At 52.0% G+C, this 18,359-nt stretch carries 10 protein-coding genes; 5 read left to right on the forward strand and 5 right to left on the reverse strand.

Going from position 1 to position 18,359, the window contains the following annotated elements:
• Window positions 1-83: 83 nt before the first annotated feature.
• Window positions 84-5,480: an NTTRR-F1 domain gene (locus MKZ04_RS21225; RefSeq protein WP_341046995.1), complete on the forward strand. Its 5,397-nt coding sequence runs from the start codon at window positions 84-86 to the stop codon at window positions 5,478-5,480.
• Window positions 5,481-5,714: 234 nt separating this feature from the next.
• Window positions 5,715-8,117, forward strand: a complete 2,403-nt coding sequence (locus MKZ04_RS21230; RefSeq protein WP_341046998.1) for an NTTRR-F1 domain — start codon at window positions 5,715-5,717, stop codon at window positions 8,115-8,117.
• Window positions 8,118-8,294: 177 nt separating this feature from the next.
• Here MKZ04_RS21230 and MKZ04_RS21235 read toward each other — a convergent pair whose 3' ends face one another.
• From MKZ04_RS21235 to MKZ04_RS21255, 5 genes are all read right to left on the reverse strand, one after another.
• Complete coding sequence (locus MKZ04_RS21235; RefSeq protein ID WP_075212799.1) at window positions 8,295-9,386, reverse strand: DegT/DnrJ/EryC1/StrS family aminotransferase; 1,092 nt, start codon at window positions 9,384-9,386, stop codon at window positions 8,295-8,297.
• Entirely contained in the window at window positions 9,383-9,925 is a 543-nt protein-coding gene (locus MKZ04_RS21240; RefSeq protein ID WP_023855855.1) for an acyltransferase, read from the reverse strand. Before MKZ04_RS21240 ends, MKZ04_RS21235 begins: the two co-directional genes overlap by 4 nt.
• A 17-nt stretch (window positions 9,926-9,942) precedes the next feature.
• Window positions 9,943-10,917, reverse strand: a complete 975-nt coding sequence (locus MKZ04_RS21245; RefSeq protein ID WP_144497554.1) for an NAD-dependent epimerase/dehydratase family protein — start codon at window positions 10,915-10,917, stop codon at window positions 9,943-9,945.
• Between the two features lie 66 nt (window positions 10,918-10,983).
• Window positions 10,984-12,357, reverse strand: coding sequence for a glycosyltransferase (locus tag MKZ04_RS21250; RefSeq protein WP_341047006.1), 1,374 nt, complete (start codon window positions 12,355-12,357; stop codon window positions 10,984-10,986).
• Window positions 12,358-12,510: 153 nt separating this feature from the next.
• Window positions 12,511-14,754, reverse strand: a complete 2,244-nt coding sequence (locus MKZ04_RS21255) for a glycosyltransferase (RefSeq protein WP_341047007.1) — start codon at window positions 14,752-14,754, stop codon at window positions 12,511-12,513.
• Between the two features lie 193 nt (window positions 14,755-14,947).
• Here MKZ04_RS21255 and MKZ04_RS21260 point away from each other — a divergent pair, with 193 nt between their 5' ends.
• From MKZ04_RS21260 to MKZ04_RS21270, 3 genes are all read left to right on the forward strand, one after another.
• A complete protein-coding gene (locus MKZ04_RS21260) occupies window positions 14,948-16,030 on the forward strand; it encodes a glycosyltransferase (protein ID WP_214485189.1) in 1,083 nt (360 codons plus the stop codon).
• 120 nt (window positions 16,031-16,150) lie between these two features.
• Window positions 16,151-17,260, forward strand: a complete 1,110-nt coding sequence (locus MKZ04_RS21265; protein ID WP_026580660.1) for a DegT/DnrJ/EryC1/StrS family aminotransferase — start codon at window positions 16,151-16,153, stop codon at window positions 17,258-17,260.
• The gene (locus MKZ04_RS21270; RefSeq protein WP_023855861.1) at window positions 17,257-18,321 is read left to right on the forward strand and encodes a Gfo/Idh/MocA family protein; all 1,065 of its coding nucleotides are present in this window, start codon (window positions 17,257-17,259) and stop codon (window positions 18,319-18,321) included. The genes MKZ04_RS21265 and MKZ04_RS21270 overlap by 4 nt, the downstream gene beginning before the upstream one ends.
• The last annotated feature ends 38 nt before the right edge of the window (window positions 18,322-18,359 follow it).

Below are 18,359 nucleotides of genomic sequence, written 5' to 3' on the forward strand. Positions count from 1 at the left end.
TCCAAACGGTATACATAGATATTTCATATTTTGTTTGAGGGATATTATTATCTCAATTTTTGAGAAAGGGTGGTGAAACTTGATTGACCATTGAGAATCGAATAATAAATGGAGGGTTTGAAACCGGTTCTCTGCCGCCTTGGACAGGATTTAATGCCGTAGTTACTTCTAATTTCAGCCATTCAGGGATTTATAGTGTTAACTTGGTAACTTCGTCGATTGGAATCTTAGCTCAGAGCTTTCTGGTTAACCCGGGAGAGAATTTTGAATTTGTTATATCTATTTCAAAAGCTAGCAGCGCTCCTAATCCTGCGATTGTAATAACAGTAGATTATTACAACTCCTCTTTTGACTTTTTGTCGCAGGGATTAAGCTTAACAATTCCAGTAAACCGTCTATCTGCAGTAAATGTGTGGAATGAAATTTATGCTACAACGAATAGTGCTCCTCCTGGAACCGTTATAGGAGTGGTAACTATTCAAAAACTCCCTCTTAGTGGGGGGGCACCGATACTAATTGATGATGTTTCAATGATAACAATTGATCAACCAGGAGCGACGGGAGCAACCGGCCCAACCGGAGCAACCGGCCCAACCGGAGCAACTGGTCCGACGGGAGCAACAGGCGCAACCGGGGCAACGGGTCCAACCGGAGTCACAGGTCCGAGGGGAGCGACAGGTCCAACAGGCCCGACGGGAGCAACGGGTTCAACCGGAGCAACTGGCCCGACAGGAGCGACAGGCCCAACAGGTCCAACGGGAGCGACAGGAGCAACCGGAGCCACCGGCCCGACAGGAGCGACAGGCGCAACAGGCCCAACGGGAGCGACAGGCCCAACAGGGGCAACAGGCCCAACAGGAGCAACGGGTCCAACAGGACCAACGGGTCCGACGGGAGCAACAGGCTCAACAGGATCAACAGGCCCGACAGGCGCAACGGGAGCCACAGGTCCAACAGGAGTAACCGGGGCAACCGGAGCAACGGGTCCAACAGGAGTAACCGGGGCAACGGGAGCCACAGGAGCAACGGGAGCGACGGGTCCAACGGGTCCAACAGGAGCAACGGGTCCAACAGGAGCGACAGGTCCGACGGGAGCAACCGGCCCAACAGGAGCAACGGGTCCAACAGGAGCGACAGGCGCAACAGGTCCGCCAGGAGCAACCGGCCCGACGGGAGCAACCGGAGCCACAGGCTCAACCGGTCCAACAGGAGTAACAGGAGTAACAGGTCCGACAGGATCAACAGGCCCAACGGGTCCAACAGGTCCAACAGGAGTAACCGGGGCAACGGGAGCAACGGGAGCGACGGGTCCAACAGGGGCAACAGGAGCAACGGGAGCGACAGGCCCAACAGGTCCAACGGGAGCGACAGGAGCAACCGGAGCAACCGGGACGACAGGCCCAACGGGTCCAACCGGAGCGACAGGTCCAACAGGAGTAACCGGGGCAACGGGAGCGACAGGCGCAACCGGTCCAACAGGAGCAACGGGTCCAACAGGACCAACGGGTTCAACCGGAGCAACCGGCCCAACAGGATCAACAGGCCCGACAGGAGCAACGGGAGCGACAGGAGCAACCGGAGCCACAGGCCCAACCGGTCCAACGGGAGCGACAGGCGCAACGGGAGCGACAGGCCCAACCGGAGCGACAGGCGCAACCGGAGCAACCGGAGCAACCGGAGCAACCGGTCCAACAGGCGCAACGGGAGCAACAGGAGCAACCGGCCCGACAGGCGCAACCGGAGCAACGGGTCCAACAGGAGCAACGGGTCCAACAGGAGCGACAGGTCCGACGGGAGCAACCGGCCCAACAGGAGCAACGGGTCCAACAGGAGCAACGGGTCCAACAGGAGCGACAGGCGCAACAGGTCCGCCAGGAGCCACCGGCCCGACGGGAGCAACCGGGGCAACAGGAGCGACGGGTCCAACAGGAGCGACGGGTCCAACCGGAGCAACCGGTCCGACGGGAGCAACCGGCCCAACAGGAGCAACGGGTCCAACAGGAGCGACAGGTCCGACGGGAGCAACCGGCCCAACAGGAGCAACGGGTCCAACAGGAGCAACGGGTCCAACAGGAGCGACAGGCGCAACAGGTCCGCCAGGAGCCACCGGCCCGACGGGAGCAACCGGGGCAACAGGAGCGACGGGTCCAACAGGAGCGACGGGTCCAACCGGAGCAACCGGTCCGACGGGAGCAACCGGCCCAACAGGCCCGACAGGAGCAACAGGTCCGACAGGAGCAACCGGCCCAACAGGAGCAACCGGTCCGACGGGAGCAACGGGTCCAACCGGAGTGACAGGTCCGACGGGAGCAACGGGTCCAACAGGGGCAACAGGACCAACGGGTCCAACCGGAGCGACAGGTCCAACAGGAGTAACAGGGGCAACAGGAGCAACAGGCCCAACAGGAGTAACAGGTCCGACAGGAGCGACAGGAGCCACAGGACCAACGGGTCCAACAGGAGTAACCGGGGCAACGGGAGGCACAGGCGCAACGGGAGCGACGGGTCCAACAGGGGCGACAGGACCAACGGGTCCAACCGGAGCGACAGGTCCAACCGGCGCAACGGGAGCGACGGGCCCAACAGGGGCGACAGGACCAACGGGTCCAACAGGGGCGACAGGATCAACGGGTCCAACAGGAGCGACAGGCCCAACAGGAGTAACCGGGGCAACGGGAGCCACCGGCGCAACAGGAGCGACGGGTCCAACAGGAGCCACCGGCCCGACAGGAGCGACAGGCGCAACAGGCCCAACGGGTTCAACAGGAGTAACCGGGGCAACGGGAGCCACAGGCGCAACGGGAGCGACGGGTCCAACAGGGGCAACAGGTCCAACGGGAGCGACAGGCGCAACCGGAGCAACCGGGGCGACAGGTCCAACAGGAGCAACAGGGCCAACAGGCCCGACAGGAGCAACAGGGCCAACAGGTCCAACGGGAGCCACCGGCGCAACAGGAGCGACGGGTCCAACAGGGGCAACAGGACCAACGGGTCCAACTGGAGCGACAGGCGCAACAGGTCCGCCAGGAGCCACCGGCCCGACGGGAGCAACCGGGGCAACAGGAGCGACGGGTCCAACAGGAGCGACGGGTCCAACCGGAGCAACCGGTCCAACGGGAGCGACAGGAGCAACCGGAGCCACAGGCCCAACAGGTCAAACGGGAGCGACAGGCTCAACCGGTCCAACAGGAGTAACCGGGGCAACGGGAGCCACAGGAGCAACGGGAGCGACGGGTCCAACAGGAGTAATCGGGGCAACAGGAGCAACAGGCCCAACAGGACCAACGGGAGCCACAGGAGCAACAGGAGCGACGGGTCCAACAGGGGCAACAGGACCAACGGGTCCAACCGGAGCCACAGGTCCAACAGGAGTAACCGGGGCAACAGGAGCGACGGGTCCAACAGGAGTAACCGGGGCAACGGGAGCCACAGGAGCAACGGGAGCGACGGGTCCAACAGGTCCAACAGGAGCAACGGGTCCAACAGGAGCGACAGGTCCGACGGGAGCAACCGGCCCAACAGGAGCAACGGGTCCAACAGGAGCGACAGGCGCAACAGGTCCGCCAGGAGCCACCGGCCCGACGGGAGCAACCGGAGCCACAGGCTCAACCGGTCCAACAGGAGCAACGGGTCCAACAGGACCAACGGGTTCAACCGGAGCAACCGGCCCAACAGGATCAACAGGCCCGACAGGAGCAACGGGAGCGACAGGCGCAACCGGAGCCACAGGCCCAACCGGTCCAACGGGAGCGACAGGCGCAACGGGAGCGACAGGCCCAACGGGAGCGACAGGCGCAACCGGAGCAACCGGAGCAACCGGTCCAACAGGAGCAACGGGAGCAACAGGAGCAACCGGCCCGACAGGCGCAACCGGAGCAACGGGTCCAACAGGAGCAACGGGTCCAACAGGAGCGACAGGTCCGACGGGAGCAACCGGCCCAACAGGAGCAACGGGTCCAACAGGAGCAACGGGTCCAACAGGAGCGACAGGTCCGACGGGAGCAACCGGCCCAACAGGAGCAACGGGTCCAACAGGAGCAACGGGTCCAACAGGAGCGACAGGCGCAACAGGTCCGCCAGGAGCCACCGGCCCGACGGGAGCAACCGGGGCAACAGGAGCGACGGGTCCAACAGGAGCGACGGGTCCAACCGGGGCAACAGGAGCGACGGGTCCAACAGGAGCGACGGGTCCAACCGGGGCAACAGGAGCGACGGGTCCAACAGGAGCGACGGGTCCAACAGGAGCGACAGGTCCAACAGGGGCAACAGGAGCGACAGGTCCAACAGGGGCAACAGGTCCAACGGGAGCAACAGGACCAACAGGAGCAACCGGCCCGACAGGCGCAACCGGAGCAACGGGTCCAACCGGAGCAACGGGTCCAACCGGAGCAACCGGTCCGACGGGAGCAACCGGCCCAACAGGCCCGACAGGAGCAACAGGTCCGACAGGAGCAACCGGCCCAACAGGAGCAACCGGTCCGACGGGAGCAACGGGTCCAACCGGAGTGACAGGTCCGACGGGAGCAACGGGTCCAACAGGGGCAACAGGACCAACGGGTCCAACCGGAGCGACAGGTCCAACAGGAGTAACAGGGGCAACAGGAGCAACAGGCCCAACAGGAGTAACAGGTCCGACAGGAGCGACAGGAGCCACAGGACCAACGGGTCCAACAGGAGTAACCGGGGCAACGGGAGGCACAGGCGCAACGGGAGCGACGGGTCCAACAGGAGCAACGGGAGCAACAGGACCAACAGGGGCAACGGGTCCAACAGGAGCAACTGGTGCAACCGGAGCGACAGGTCCAACAGGAGCAACGGGAGCCACCGGAGCGACGGGTCCAACAGGGGCGACAGGTCCAACCGGAGCGACAGGTCCAACAGGAGTGACAGGCGCAACAGGCCCAACAGGAGCAACAGGCGCAACCGGCCCGACCGGCCCAACGGGAGCGACCGGAACCACAGGAGCAACAGGCCCAACAGGTCCACAGGGTCCAACGGGTCCGCCGGGTGAAGCAGGAACAATGGGAGCAGCTGGTCCAACAGGACCAACAGGACCAGCCAGTCCACAAACTGCTATATTCTTTAACAATCTATTTGGGTCTACTACTGTTTACAATCCGCCAACGGTTCCTTTAAATACAGAAGTAACTGTTGTATCGGTTCCTAATGTATCGGTCACTAGTGGGCAAAATATTAAGGTGGATTATGCATTGGCTATAGAAGCTGTAAATACTGCAAACAGTAATATAATTTTTGAAATAAGGCTATATAGAGGCGGAACTTTAGTTCAAACAAGAATATTTAATAGGAGTCTCGCGGCTGCCGGCACTCAAAGGTTTCCATTAGCCAGCACAATTGTTGATACAGTTCCTGCCACCGCAACAGTTGATTATTCAGTTAGGGTAGCGGTAACAACGGCTTCAAATGTTACTTCCGCTGCAGCATTTAATAGAGATTTAAATCTCATTCGGTTCCCTTAAAGGGAGGGGGGGAAAGCTAAATGGAGCTTTCCCCTTTTGAAGTTTCATATTAAGTGAAAGAACGTTGCTTTAAAGTTAATATAGTTTGATTCACTCGGATTTAACTTCTATAAATGTGTTTTAATCGTATGGAAAATAACGTGACCGAGCTTAGCAAGGAGACATAGTATATGTTAGCTTCATTCTCGAAAAGGGAATTGAAGCTAATCTAGTGAAAGGGAGGTAAAATCCTAGATGTCGATCCAAAATTTGGTTGTAAACGGCAGCTTTGAAAACGGGGCACTTCCACCCTGGGTAGGCCAAAATGCAACCGTCACAACTCAATTTTCTCATTCAGGTTTTTGGTCGGCAAGATTACTGGGCGGGGCTGTTACTTCTTTTATTGCACAATTTGTTCCAGTAGATGCAGGAGAAGGATTGGAATTTTTAGTTTCTCTAGCTAAAGAAGGTTTTCCTGCTCCATCGCCTCAGGTGCAAATTCAAGTGTCTTATTTTGATAGTTCATTTAACTTTTTAGGCCAAGGTCTCTTTTTAAATATCCCGTTCAACAGACTACCGATTGTTCAAAATAATACATGGCTTGAAGTCTATCAAACGACGACCCCAGCTCCAGCTGGCTCTACTATGGCTTTCATTTTGATTAATACTTTGCCGCAGGCAGGTACAGCGAATGTCATTGTAGATGATGTAGCACTATTAGATGTAGAAGGCGGAGGAACAGGTCCAACCGGCCCGACAGGTCCAACCGGTCCAACAGGAGCGACAGGCCCAACAGGTCCGACGGGAGCAACCGGCCCGACAGGAGCGACAGGCCCAACAGGTCCGACGGGAGCAACGGGAGCAACCGGCCCGACAGGAGCAACCGGTCCAACAGGAGCAACGGGAGCAACCGGCCCGACAGGAGCAACGGGAGCAACCGGCCCAACAGGTCCGACGGGAGCAACAGGAGCAACCGGCCCGACAGGAGCAACCGGCCCGACAGGAGCAACGGGAGCAACCGGAGCAACCGGAGCGACAGGAGCAACGGGAGCAACCGGTCCAACAGGAGCAACCGGAGCAACGGGAGCAACCGGTCCAACAGGAGCAACCGGAGCAACGGGAGCAACCGGCCCGACAGGAGCAACCGGAGCGACAGGAGCCACGGGAGCGACAGGAGCAACCGGAGCGACAGGAGCAACAGGTCCGACGGGAGCAACCGGCGTAACGGGAGCAACCGGCCCGACAGGCGCAACGGGAGCAACAGGTCCGACGGGAGCAACCGGAGCAACGGGAGCAACCGGCCCGACAGGTCCAACGGGAGCAACAGGTCCAACCGGCGCAACGGGAGCAACCGGAGCGACAGGCGCAACAGGTCCAACGGGAGCAACCGGCCCGACGGGAGCAACCGGAGCGACAGGCGCAACAGGTCCGACGGGAGCAACGGGAGCGACAGGAGCAACCGGAGCGACAGGAGCAACAGGTCCGACGGGAGCCACGGGAGCCACGGGAGCAACGGGAGCCACGGGAGCGACAGGAGCAACAGGTCCGACGGGAGCAACCGGTCCGACGGGAGCAACGGGAGCGACAGGCGCAACCGGAGCAACCGGCCCGACAGGCGCAACCGGCCCGACGGGAGCAACTGGTCCGACAGGAGCAACAGGTCCGACGGGAGCCACGGGAGCGACAGGAGCAACCGGTCCGACAGGAGCAACCGGAGCAACCGGCCCAACAGGCGCAACCGGAGCAACCGGCCCAACAGGTCCTACGGGAGCAACCGGAGCGACAGGCGCAACAGGTCCGACAGGAGCAACCGGAGCGACAGGCGCAACAGGTCCGACGGGAGCAACCGGAGCGACAGGCGCAACCGGAGCAACTGGAGCGACAGGAGCAACCGGAGCGACAGGCGCAACCGGAGCGACAGGTCCGACGGGAGCCACGGGAGCGACAGGAGCAACCGGCCCGACAGGAGCAACCGGCCCGACAGGTGCAACGGGAGCAACAGGTCCGACGGGAGCAACCGGCGTAACGGGAGCAACCGGCCCGACAGGTCCAACGGGAGCGACAGGAGCAACCGGTCCGACGGGAGCGACAGGTGCAACGGGAGCAACGGGAGCGACAGGCCCAACAGGTCCAACCGGAGCCACGGGAGCGACAGGAGCCACGGGAGCGACAGGAGCAACCGGCCCGACAGGAGCAACCGGGGCAACCGGAGCCACGGGAGCGACAGGAGCAACCGGCCCGACAGGCCCAACCGGAGCAACGGGAGCAACCGGCCCGACGGGAGCAACCGGCCCGACAGGAGCAACCGGGGCAACCGGAGCAACGGGAGCAACCGGCCCGACGGGAGCAACCGGTCCAACCGGAGCAACTGGAGCGACGGGAGCAACCGGTCCAACCGGAGCAACTGGAGCGACAGGAGCAACCGGTCCAACAGGTCCAACCGGAGCGACAGGTCCAACAGGCCCAACAGGTCCGACGGGAGCAACCGGTCCAACCGGAGCAACTGGAGCGACAGGAGCAACCGGTCCAACAGGTCCAACCGGAGCGACAGGTCCAACCGGAGCGACAGGTCCAACTGGCCCGACAGGTCCAACTGGCCCGACAGGTCCAACCGGCCCGACAGGTCCAACTGGCCCAACAGGTCCAACCGGCGCTTAATATTTAACGACTATTAGCAAATATTTTCCGTTTGTTTTTCCGGAACTTCGCTGGAATGCTATGCGAATGATTCAGGGGGCAGTAAACCTATGGTTTACTGCCTTTTTTATATTGCTTATTTCTAAGAATAAAAAAACATCCCTGTCACTATTTTGTGAAAGGGATGTTTTTGATTGATTAGCCTTTACGTTGGCTAAATGATTGAATGGCTGAGACTACTTGATCCACATTGACTTGATCATGGCAGGGAAGGGTGATCGTATTTTGTTCAAGAAAAATGGAATTGGGTTTAATCTGTCTGTATTTGCGGCGGTAATAGGTAGTGCCGCTTAAGCAATAGGTGCCGAAAGTCGACTCTATATGGCAGTCGCTCAAATATTGAATCAATTCGTCGCGAACGATGTTTTTTGGAACTTTGAAAACGGCGGATTGTGTATTGTGTACAACGTCAGGTCCGATTTGTTGACTTTGGAATCCGAGGGGTTCAAGCTGTTCACTATATGCTTTCTGCTGAAGATTTCGGCGATGAATGATGTCATCAAGTTTTTGGAGCTGTTTGATTCCAAGAGCGGCTTGGATATCAGATAATCTGTAGTTGTAGCCGAAATCCATAAAATCCAATTGGCCGTCAGAGATAGCGGCGCCATGGTTTAACTTGACTGAAAACCAATCTTTCAACTCTTCCCGGTCGGTTGTAATTGCTCCGCCTTCGCCTGTCGTAAGCAGCTTTCTTGGGTGAAAGCTGAAACAGGTGAGATCGGCAATTTTTCCAGATTTACAACCGTATTCACTGCTGCCGATCGCACACGCGGCATCATCCACGAGTGGTAAGCTATACTCTTTACATATGTGTTTAATGTTGGTGATGCCTGTCGGGTTTCCAAGAGCATCTACAAAAAGAACGGCTTTTGTCCGGGACGTGATTTGACTTTCCAGCTCTTCTGGAAGCATGTTAAATGTTTCAAGATCAACATCGGCAAAAATCGGCTTGGCACCTAAATCTTCTATTACATTGACAGTGGCGGGAAACGAAAAGTCTGAGACGATCACTTCGTCTCCGGGTTGGACGTTAAGGCTTTTAAGGCACATCGATAAAGCCGTTGTAGCCGATGTTGTTAAAAAAGCATGCTTTGCACTTACATACTGTTTAATATGATCAGCAAATGTTCTGACATAAGGGCCTTTTGTCAGCATGCCGGAGGAAAATATTTCTTTTAATTCTGCTTCCACTTCTTCAAACGTAATATACGGCTCAATCAACCTGATCATGAGCGCTCCTCATCTTTCATCCTTCGGTTTTTAATCACCTTTGCCGGCACGCCTACCGCTATGCTGTACGGGGGAATATGACGATTGACGACGGCGTTTGCTCCGATTTTGGAGTGGGCGCCTATCGTAACGCCTGCTAAAATAGACGCACCGATCCCGATGTTGCAGTTTTCTTCAATATGAATGGGAGCGAATGTAAGCGGTGAAAACAAAATGGTACTGTCAGGTATATCAGGATCGGTATGGTAAGCGGCGTGTATCCGGACATTCGGACCAATTCCCGCAAATTCTCCGATTGTAACCCCGCCGGCACCGTGTATAAAACATTGCTGACCGATCCAGCTGTTTGAGCCGATGATCAGGTCATGCTTATAATAGCCTTTTAAAATCGTGTCATGGCCGATATAAACGTTATCTCCGATATAGATATTTTCCGGATGAAAAATGCGGACTCCGTCTTCAATAACGACATTTTCGCCGCACCCTCCAAGCTGGGAAAGGGTAAATTCACCTTTTCCTTCGCTTTTCCATTGTTTCAACAAAAGCGCCTCCTTTCTTATTGATCCAAATTTTTTCGAATGCTTTCAGCTGTTCTTGTGATCCCTTCTTCCAGATCTACTTTTGCGCTGAAACCGAGCATTTCTTTTGCTTTATTGACCTGAGGGATGCGAAGTTCAATATCGGCTTCTTTTTTCTCTCTAAAGAAGATTTGCGATTTTGATCCAAGAACTCTGATAATCGTGCTTGCCAATCCGTATACAGTGATCACAGTGCGTTCATTGCCGATGTTGAAAGACTCCCCAATGGCTTCTTTCATCGTCAAACAGCGCAATATTCCGTCGATCATGTCATCTACGTAACACCAGGCCCGGATTTGCGTTCCGTCGCCGTGAATATAAATCGGCTCATCTAACAGAGCTCTGTGAACCATCGTTTTGATGGCGCCTTCCCCGACTTGTTCCGGTCCATAAACATTAAAAGGGCGGACGGTGACGGTCGGGAGCCCCAATTCTTTAAAATAGGCATATGCCATATGTTCCTCGGCGAGTTTGCTGACAGCATATGTCCAGCGAGCTTCTCCCACCGCTCCTAAAACAGTATGACTGGTCTCTCGCGCCCTGAAAGCGATTTGGCCGAACACTTCACTCGTACTGAAACAAACGACCCTTTTGCATTCGGTTAAACCTGCAGCCGCTTCTAGCAGATTGGCTGAACCGATCATGTTGACCTGCATCGTTTTAACGGGATTTTGAATGACCGTGTCAATCCCTGCGATGCCGGCGGCGTGGACAATGTGGCTGGCTCCCTGGATCGCCTTTTTAAGCGTGTTCACATCTAAAATGTCTCCCTGCACCACTTTCAAGTGAGGATGGTCCCGGTAAGGTTTATACCGGAGGGAGTCTCTTGAAAAATTGTCGTATACGGTGACGCTGTTGCGCTCTATCAGTTTTCCTATTAAAGAGGATCCGATAAAGCCTGCTCCGCCAGTTATGAAAATATGCTGGCCGGATAACTCTGTCATATCGCTCATCAATTGTTCACCTGCTTGTTTCGTTTTTTTGAATTACAAATCCCGCGACGCGAAAGGTGTTCAATATCATCCCGAAAGTAGCGTCTGATAAACAGCCAGCATTTTTTTGCTGTTTTTCACCATATCATGATGAACTTCTGCATACTTTCTTCCTTTCTGGCCGATTTCCGGCAGCATATCCCGGTTTTTCAGCACATTTTCAATCACTTCTGTAATGTTGTCAGGATTTGCTCTTATGAGAGGCAGTTCGGAAGGATAGTGCTCCTTCATAAAATCACTGACCCAACAGATAACGGGTTTCCCCATTGCCATCGATTCGACGGCAAATAATCCATAGCTGCCGATATGAAGCTGATCAATGATCAAATCCGCCTTTTGATAGATTTTCTTTGCCTGTTCATGAGAAACCCCTCGTACTAGGTGAAAATGAAAATCGTATTTTTCTTTTAAAGACTCCACCGCCTTAAGGATATGGCGGGTTCCTTTTATTCCTGGAGAGGTGGGGGCATGAACGATGAGCGGTTTTTCATTTGACCTGTAGTCGGGAATATAGCGGTCAAGCTGGATCATGGTTGGAATCATGTGGATATGCTCATAATAGTCTTTTACATACTCGTAAAGTTCCATATCGGCGACGATGCAGTGCTGGACATATTGTGAAATTCGTTTGAGGTGATATCGAATTCGCGCTTCGTTTTTCGTTTTGACAACGGCGTATGGATTTGTTTTAGCCAATGTTGAATAAAGCCTCACATCGCTGCCCCAATGATGCATGATCATTGGTTTACCTGCCTGTTTTAAAATGGGATAATCCGACATGTCCAGCGTAAAGCTTGTGCCAAAATGAAAATGGAACAAATCATAGGATGGCAAGAGATCACTGGCAAGCCTTCTCAGCTTCGCATTCATGGCGGGCGTATTGCGTTCTTTCAGCAATGACCAGGTGTAGTCGGCAGCGTAATTTAAATAATAAGGATAGTAATTTAAAGTGTGGGCAAGCGCGCCATGCTGTGAGAGCCCTTTAGCCAAGGTGTTCATTTGGTTGGCGATTTCCATTGTGCCTTGCAAAACGCGGATTTGCCCGGCCGGAGGCTCGGTTGTTTCATGAACAGGAAGATCAAGCTTTGGCCCGCTTTCGGTTTCTGCTCCATCTCCTTTTTGAAGATAGGCCGCGCTCTCTTGTTCCCTTCCGGTGCGCAGGCACACTTTTCCCATCAGCAGATTTAAAGATCTGTTATCAGGAAAAAGGTCAAGCCCCCTCCAGAGCCATAGCCAGGCGTTATGGTCATGGCCGAGATAGACAGAAAGAGAGGCTTGAAAAAAATAAAAATCGGGCTCGTTATGCGAGCCGTCGGCTTCCCACTCTTTTAAGCGCTTCATGGCTTTGTTCCAATCTTTTTGTTCCAGACAATGAATGATGTCTGACTTGAAATCTTTCATGATGACCTCCCATCGATCACGCTGCTTTCAATTTCTCCTTTTAATGGCAGAATAAAAACGCTTTGTGCGCTCTATCATACGTATAAATGAATCTATATGACTGTGTATTTGTGCGAGAGTATAAGAGAAAAACCTTCCACAGAGCGGAAGGCTTTATATCAGCTGGATTTTTTTAATATTTTTCATATATCGTTCATACTGATTGTCTGAAGAGAGGCTTAATTGGAAGTATTCATCCATTTTATCCAGGAGCGGCTGAATGCATTCTTTTTTGGCGTCTTGATCTAAATGCCGGGTATATCCGTTTTGTGCGTATCTCCGGGCCATTCTCCAAAAGGTTTTTCCGATGCTGAAATATTTCAAGGACTGTCTTTGATTTTCCTCAAGCTCCTTCCATTTGATATGGGGAAAATAGACGCTTTCGTCAAATTCTTTCACAATATAGTCGATGACGTACACAAGCGATTGAATCCTTTTATGCAATTGGTAGGAAATATTGTTTTGATGGCGGCGGTAGCACAATACAGGTTTTCTTAAATAGCGGCGCTTCCAGCCGCGCTTCGTGTTGGCCAAACAATTCAGCACATCCCCTGCAAGCGGCTTTTGCGGATCAACCAGCCAAGTAAAGCCTTTTTGCTGATAATAAGATGCTTTAAACATGCCCACCATCGGGACAATGCCTGAGCCGCCCCTTTGAAAAATAGTCCTCACCAGCTCCTCATCGCCATACTCTTGATACGTCCACAGCCCCGCATTTTTTCCGTGTTGATCAACAAGCAAAAGGTCCCCGTACACATAATCTAATCCCTCTTCTCCAAAAAAGCACTGCATAAAGTCATGGAGCACCAAATTGTGCGGAAGGAAATCATCTGCGCTTAAAAGCAAAACATATTCGCCTTTTGCCTCTTGGAAGATTTCCTTAAAAGCGAGATCAGGAAGTTTTGTATTTTCGCTGTGGCATATCGTTCGAATGTGCGGATGCGTTTTTTGATAGCTGCTGATTTTTTGCATCGAGTCGTCAGTTGAGTGGTCGTCAACGATCAGAATGTCGATATTAGGGTAGAGTTGATTTAAAACGGATTGAAGGCATTCATCAATAAAATTACTGTAATTATAGTTGATGATGCCTACCGTAATCAGCGGCGGATTTGGCATAACCGTCAACTCTGACTGCTTTGCAAAGCCTGAAATCATCTCTTCAATTTTGCGCATGCTCAGGTCATATGAATAATGCTCTTCAATAAACGACCGATAATGGAGAGATGTATAATCACCGCTTGTGATCATGGCCACGAATTCATCTATTGTATTCCAAACAACTGATTCATCGTATATCGTCTTTGCGCCGTAAAAGTTGTGGATCAGCGGTTTAATGCCTTTAGCCATCGCTTCCATGGCCGACATATGCTGACTTTCAAGAAGGCTCGTGCAAATCAGGTAATGCTTATCTTCCAAGTATTGATTCATATCATCCTGCCATCCGTCAAATTGGACGTTGTCAGTCAGCCGGAGTTCATCAATCATTTGCTTGAAGTACAACTGATAGCGGGCGTCCTGAAACGTCCCGGCGATGAACAGTTTGTATCTTGGGTCTTTGTCAATCAGTGCCTTGAAAGCCTGCAGCAAAAGCATCGGACCTTTTTTATAGTTGATATAGCCGACATATGCGATATGAAAGCCTTTTTGCCTTTGCTGAAAGGTGTATTCGTCTAACTTGATTCCATTTGGAACGACGGCCGTTTTCTCTTTTTTCAACGATTTAACTTGATCTAATACATATTCCCGCATGTGTTCCCCGTCAAAGATCACTTGATCCACCGCTTGCCAATATACCTTTTTAATATAAAAAGTAAATGCTTCATAGCTGTGGAGCCTGCATATTAATGTTTTGGCCGCTGCAGAAGGGACTTTGCTCCCGTGGATCAATAAATCATCGCACCATTCAAACCAGCAAATATCCGCCCATTGCATACCAGTGTCGATTTGATTCAAATCATGAACCGCGATTTTTTTGGTCCGGTAAGTTCTGGAAAGGCGCTCAACGACAGCATTCAAAAACCGGTCTAAATCCGGTTTAACGAAAAAAATGATCTTTGGACGCCTGACCATTTTTTTGAAAAGGTCCGCTTTCTCCTTCATGAGGCGATGTTGATGTTCGCGCCTGACAAACAGGAGGGCATCATCATATAATTCAGACGCTCTCTGAACCTGCTGCTTTTTTTCATAAACAAAAGCAGCGCTTATCAGTAAGCCGGGATCGAAGGGAGCGGCTTCCAGCCTCTCTTCCAGCTTCTGCGCAGCATCGTGCCATTTGTGTTGAAATATCAGTTGGGATATTTCGGTTTCTCTCCAGCTAAGCCCAACAGAGTCTAGCAAATATTCCAATTCATTATCCATCTGAAACCTCCTGGTTAAACACATTTTCGCTAGTAGTATCTATATTCAAGCGAGAAAAGAAAGTTCTATGAAAAATACTTCGGAAATGGCACAGCCTGAAAAGCTAAAACAGTGACAGCGGCACAAACGCGATCAGCTGCTGGTTCATATTTTATGGGTAGATTTTAAAAAAGAGTCTCAGGGAGTGAAGGCTTTGGTTACAATCAGTCTATGTATGATTGTCAAAAATGAAGAAGAAGTATTGGCGAGATGCCTTGATACAGTGAAAGACATTGTAGATGAAATTAACATTGTGGATACGGGATCGACAGATCAAACCGTAGAGATTGCGAAGCGCTACACAGACCGCGTCTTTTTCTTTGAATGGATCGGCGATTTTGCGGCTGCCCGCAATGAATCGTTCAAGCACGCCACTAAGGATTATATTCTCTATCTGGATGCGGATGATGTGTTGCTTGAGAAAGATCAGAAAAAATTAAAAGAGTTGAAGGAAACGCTTGATCCTTCCGTTGATTCCGTGTCCATGTACTATGATGCGGGAACTGACGAATTCGGAAATGTGACCTTAAGGTACCGCCGCAACCGCCTGGTGAAAAGGGAGAAAAACTTTAAATGGAAAGGCGACTGCCATCAATATTTGGAGGTATTCGGGAACATCATCAATGCCGATATCTCTGTGACGCATAAAAAAATCCGCCACTCTGTCGGACGAAACCTCAATATTTACCAAAAGAAGATCGATCGCGGCGACACGTTTACCCCGCGCGACTATTTTTACTACGGAAATGAATTAAGAGAAAACAGGCACTACGAAAAAGCAATTGAAAGCTACAATAAAAACATTGAAATGAAAGAAGGATGGATTGAAGACAAAGTATACGCCTGCATCAACAAAGCCGACTGCCACCGCTTTCTCGGCGACTTGGATAATGAGCTGAGATCGCTCTTCCAGTCATTTGAATTTTCCAAAACGCCTCGTGCCGAAACATGCTCAAGAATCGGCTATAACTTTCAGCGGCGGCGGGAATACAATGCCGCTATCTACTGGTATGAGCTGGCGACAACACTGGTGCCTGATTCGAATAAATGGAGCTTCACCTATCCGGCATATTACACTTGGTACCCTCACTTGCAAATGTGTGTGTGCTACTACAATTTAGGAGACTTTGAAAAGTCGTATCAGCACAATGAAGAGGCGAGAAAATACCGTCCCGATGACAAATCCGTCCTTCATAACAAACAGCTGCTGGAAGGGAAATTAAGCATTAACAAATAGCATGGTCAAGACTTACTGAACAAGTAGGTCTTTTTTTATGAAAAAAATCAAGCCGTGCCAAATTACCGGCAGGCATCATAACTTATTTTGGAACTTTTTGATTTTAGAGGAGGAATAGAGATGATCCCGTTAATCAATTTAAAACGCCAGTTTCAAACGGTAAAACAAGATATTTTACAAGAGTTTGAGCATGTGTTGGACAGCGGCCAATATATATTGGGGCCCAAGGTTGAAGAGCTGGAGAAAAGAATAGCCGAAAAGCTTGGTGTAAAAGAAGCGGTCGCGGTCGCCAACGGAACGGATGCATTAGTGCTGACGCTCGAAGCTTTCGGTATCGGCAAAGGGGATGAGGTCATTACGACGCCGTTCACTTTTTTTGCGACTGCCGAAGCTGTCTCAAGGGTGGGGGCTAAGCCGGTGTTTGCTGATGTTGATCGTGAAACCTGCAACCTTGATCCGGAAAAAATAGAAGAAAAGATCACCCCTGCTACTAAAGCGATCATTCCCGTCCACATTTTCGGACAGCCGGCTGATATGGACGAGATCATGGCGATTGCCAAAAAACATGGACTGCTTGTGATTGAGGATGCCTGCCAAGCGTTCGGCGCATCGTATAAAGGGCGGCCTGTCGGCGGCATCGGGGATGCCGCCTGTTTTTCATTTTTCCCGACAAAAAACTTAGGAACGTTGGGAGACGGGGGAATGGTGACGGTTTCAGACCCGGATGCGGCCCGGCAATTAAGAACACTCAGAACCCATGGCACAAGCAAAAAATACTTCCATGACAAAATCGGTTTCAACAGCCGTCTTGATGAATTACATGCCGCTGCTTTGCTCATTCTTCTTGAGAAAATCGACGGCTGGAATGAACAAAGAAGAAAAGTGGCCAGCCGCTACAGGGAAGGTTTGAAAACGGCGGAGCATCTCACACTGCCGGCTGAGAAAGAAGACCGCACACATATCTATCATCTCTATTGTATCGGCGCGAAAGACCGCGACGAATTCATTCAATCGCTGAAAGAGCAGAACATTCATTCTGGCGTGTATTATCCTTGCTGCCTTCATTTGCAAACGGTCTATTCTTCATTGCAGTACAAAAAAGGCAATTTCCCTATAGCCGAGTCCTTGTCCGAAACCCTTTTCGCGATTCCTATGGATCCTTTTCTAGCCGCTGAGGAACAAGAGCAAATTATTTCCGCGCTGCTGAAAAAAGGAGGAGGGGGAAAGTGACGGTTCATTTCGGTTTAATCGGCTGCGGCTATATGTCAAGAAAACATCTTCAAGCACTGGCCGGGTGCGGTGATGCAAAGTTGTCGGCCGTCAGTGATTTGCAGGAAGAACGGATGAAGGAGGCGGAACAATACTATGCTTCCTTCGCCGGAGATGAAAGCCGAATGACCCGTTATCAGCAGTATCAAGCGCTGCTTTCAGATTCTAAAATAGAAGCGGTCATTATTGCGGCGGTTTCGGGACTGCACGCCGAAATGGCCAAAGCTGCGCTACAGGCAGGCAAGCACGTCATCGTCGAAAAACCGATGACCTTGTCATTACAGGATGCCGATGAGCTGATAGAACTGGCGGAACAGAACGGGCTGAAGCTCATGGTCTGCCACCAGATGCGCCACCGGCCGATCATGAAAAAACTGAAGGAAACGATTGAGAGAGGAAAACTGGGAAGGATCTACTTAGGCACAGTATCGCTTCGCTTAAACAGGTCACCCGCTTATTATGAAGCGGCAACCTGGCGGGGAAGCTGGGAAAAAGACGGCGGGATGCTGGTCAATCAAGGGATACATCTGATCGATCTGCTGCAATGGTTTTTAGGTGATGTAAAAGGCGTTTACGGAGATATACTGGGCGGTTCCGGAGCAAAAGAAACGGAAGATGTTGCTGTCGGTGTTCTGACGTTTGCCAGTCAGGCGAAAGGAGTAGTAGAAGCGAATATCGTCACACAGCCAAACAATATCGGAAGCTCTCTCTCGATTTTTGGAGAACATGGAACGATTTCATTGGAAGGCCCGGCATTAAACCGGATCAGCCGCTGGTATATCCACGGGGAGAAGGATGCTGCTGAAGAAGCGGCGCAGCTGATTGATCTCAGCGGCGAACAAACCGCTATGTATCAAAACTTTATAAGCGCCGTCAAGCGCCAAGACACACTATTGGTTGACGGCTATGAAGGGAAAAAGGCGATTGAAACGATTTTTGGAATCTACCAGTCTGTGCTGCAGAAGCAGCCGGTGCAGCTGCCTCTTTCTTCGTTTCAAACATCTGATATGAAAAATAAATAGGTTTTGATTTGGTAGATCGTCCCTTTCAAAAAAAGATT

It is taken from the genome of Bacillus sp. FSL W7-1354 (assembly GCF_038002405.1).
Classification (GTDB): Bacteria; Bacillota; Bacilli; order Bacillales; family Bacillaceae; genus Bacillus; species Bacillus paralicheniformis.

Bases quoted from the DNA above. Each gene is read 5' to 3' on its own strand.
- MKZ04_RS21235 (WP_075212799.1), bottom strand. From the start codon at position 9,386: ATGATCAGGTTGATTGAGCCGTATATTACGTTTGAAGAAGTGGAAGCA.
- MKZ04_RS21255 (WP_341047007.1), bottom strand. From the start codon at position 14,754: ATGGATAATGAATTGGAATATTTGCTAGACTCTGTTGGGCTTAGCTGG.
- MKZ04_RS21250 (WP_341047006.1), bottom strand. From the start codon at position 12,357: ATGAAAGATTTCAAGTCAGACATCATTCATTGTCTGGAACAAAAAGAT.
- MKZ04_RS21265 (WP_026580660.1), top strand. From the start codon at position 16,151: ATGATCCCGTTAATCAATTTAAAACGCCAGTTTCAAACGGTAAAACAA.
- MKZ04_RS21245 (WP_144497554.1), bottom strand. From the start codon at position 10,917: ATGAGCGATATGACAGAGTTATCCGGCCAGCATATTTTCATAACTGGC.
- MKZ04_RS21230 (WP_341046998.1), top strand. From the start codon at position 5,715: ATGTCGATCCAAAATTTGGTTGTAAACGGCAGCTTTGAAAACGGGGCA.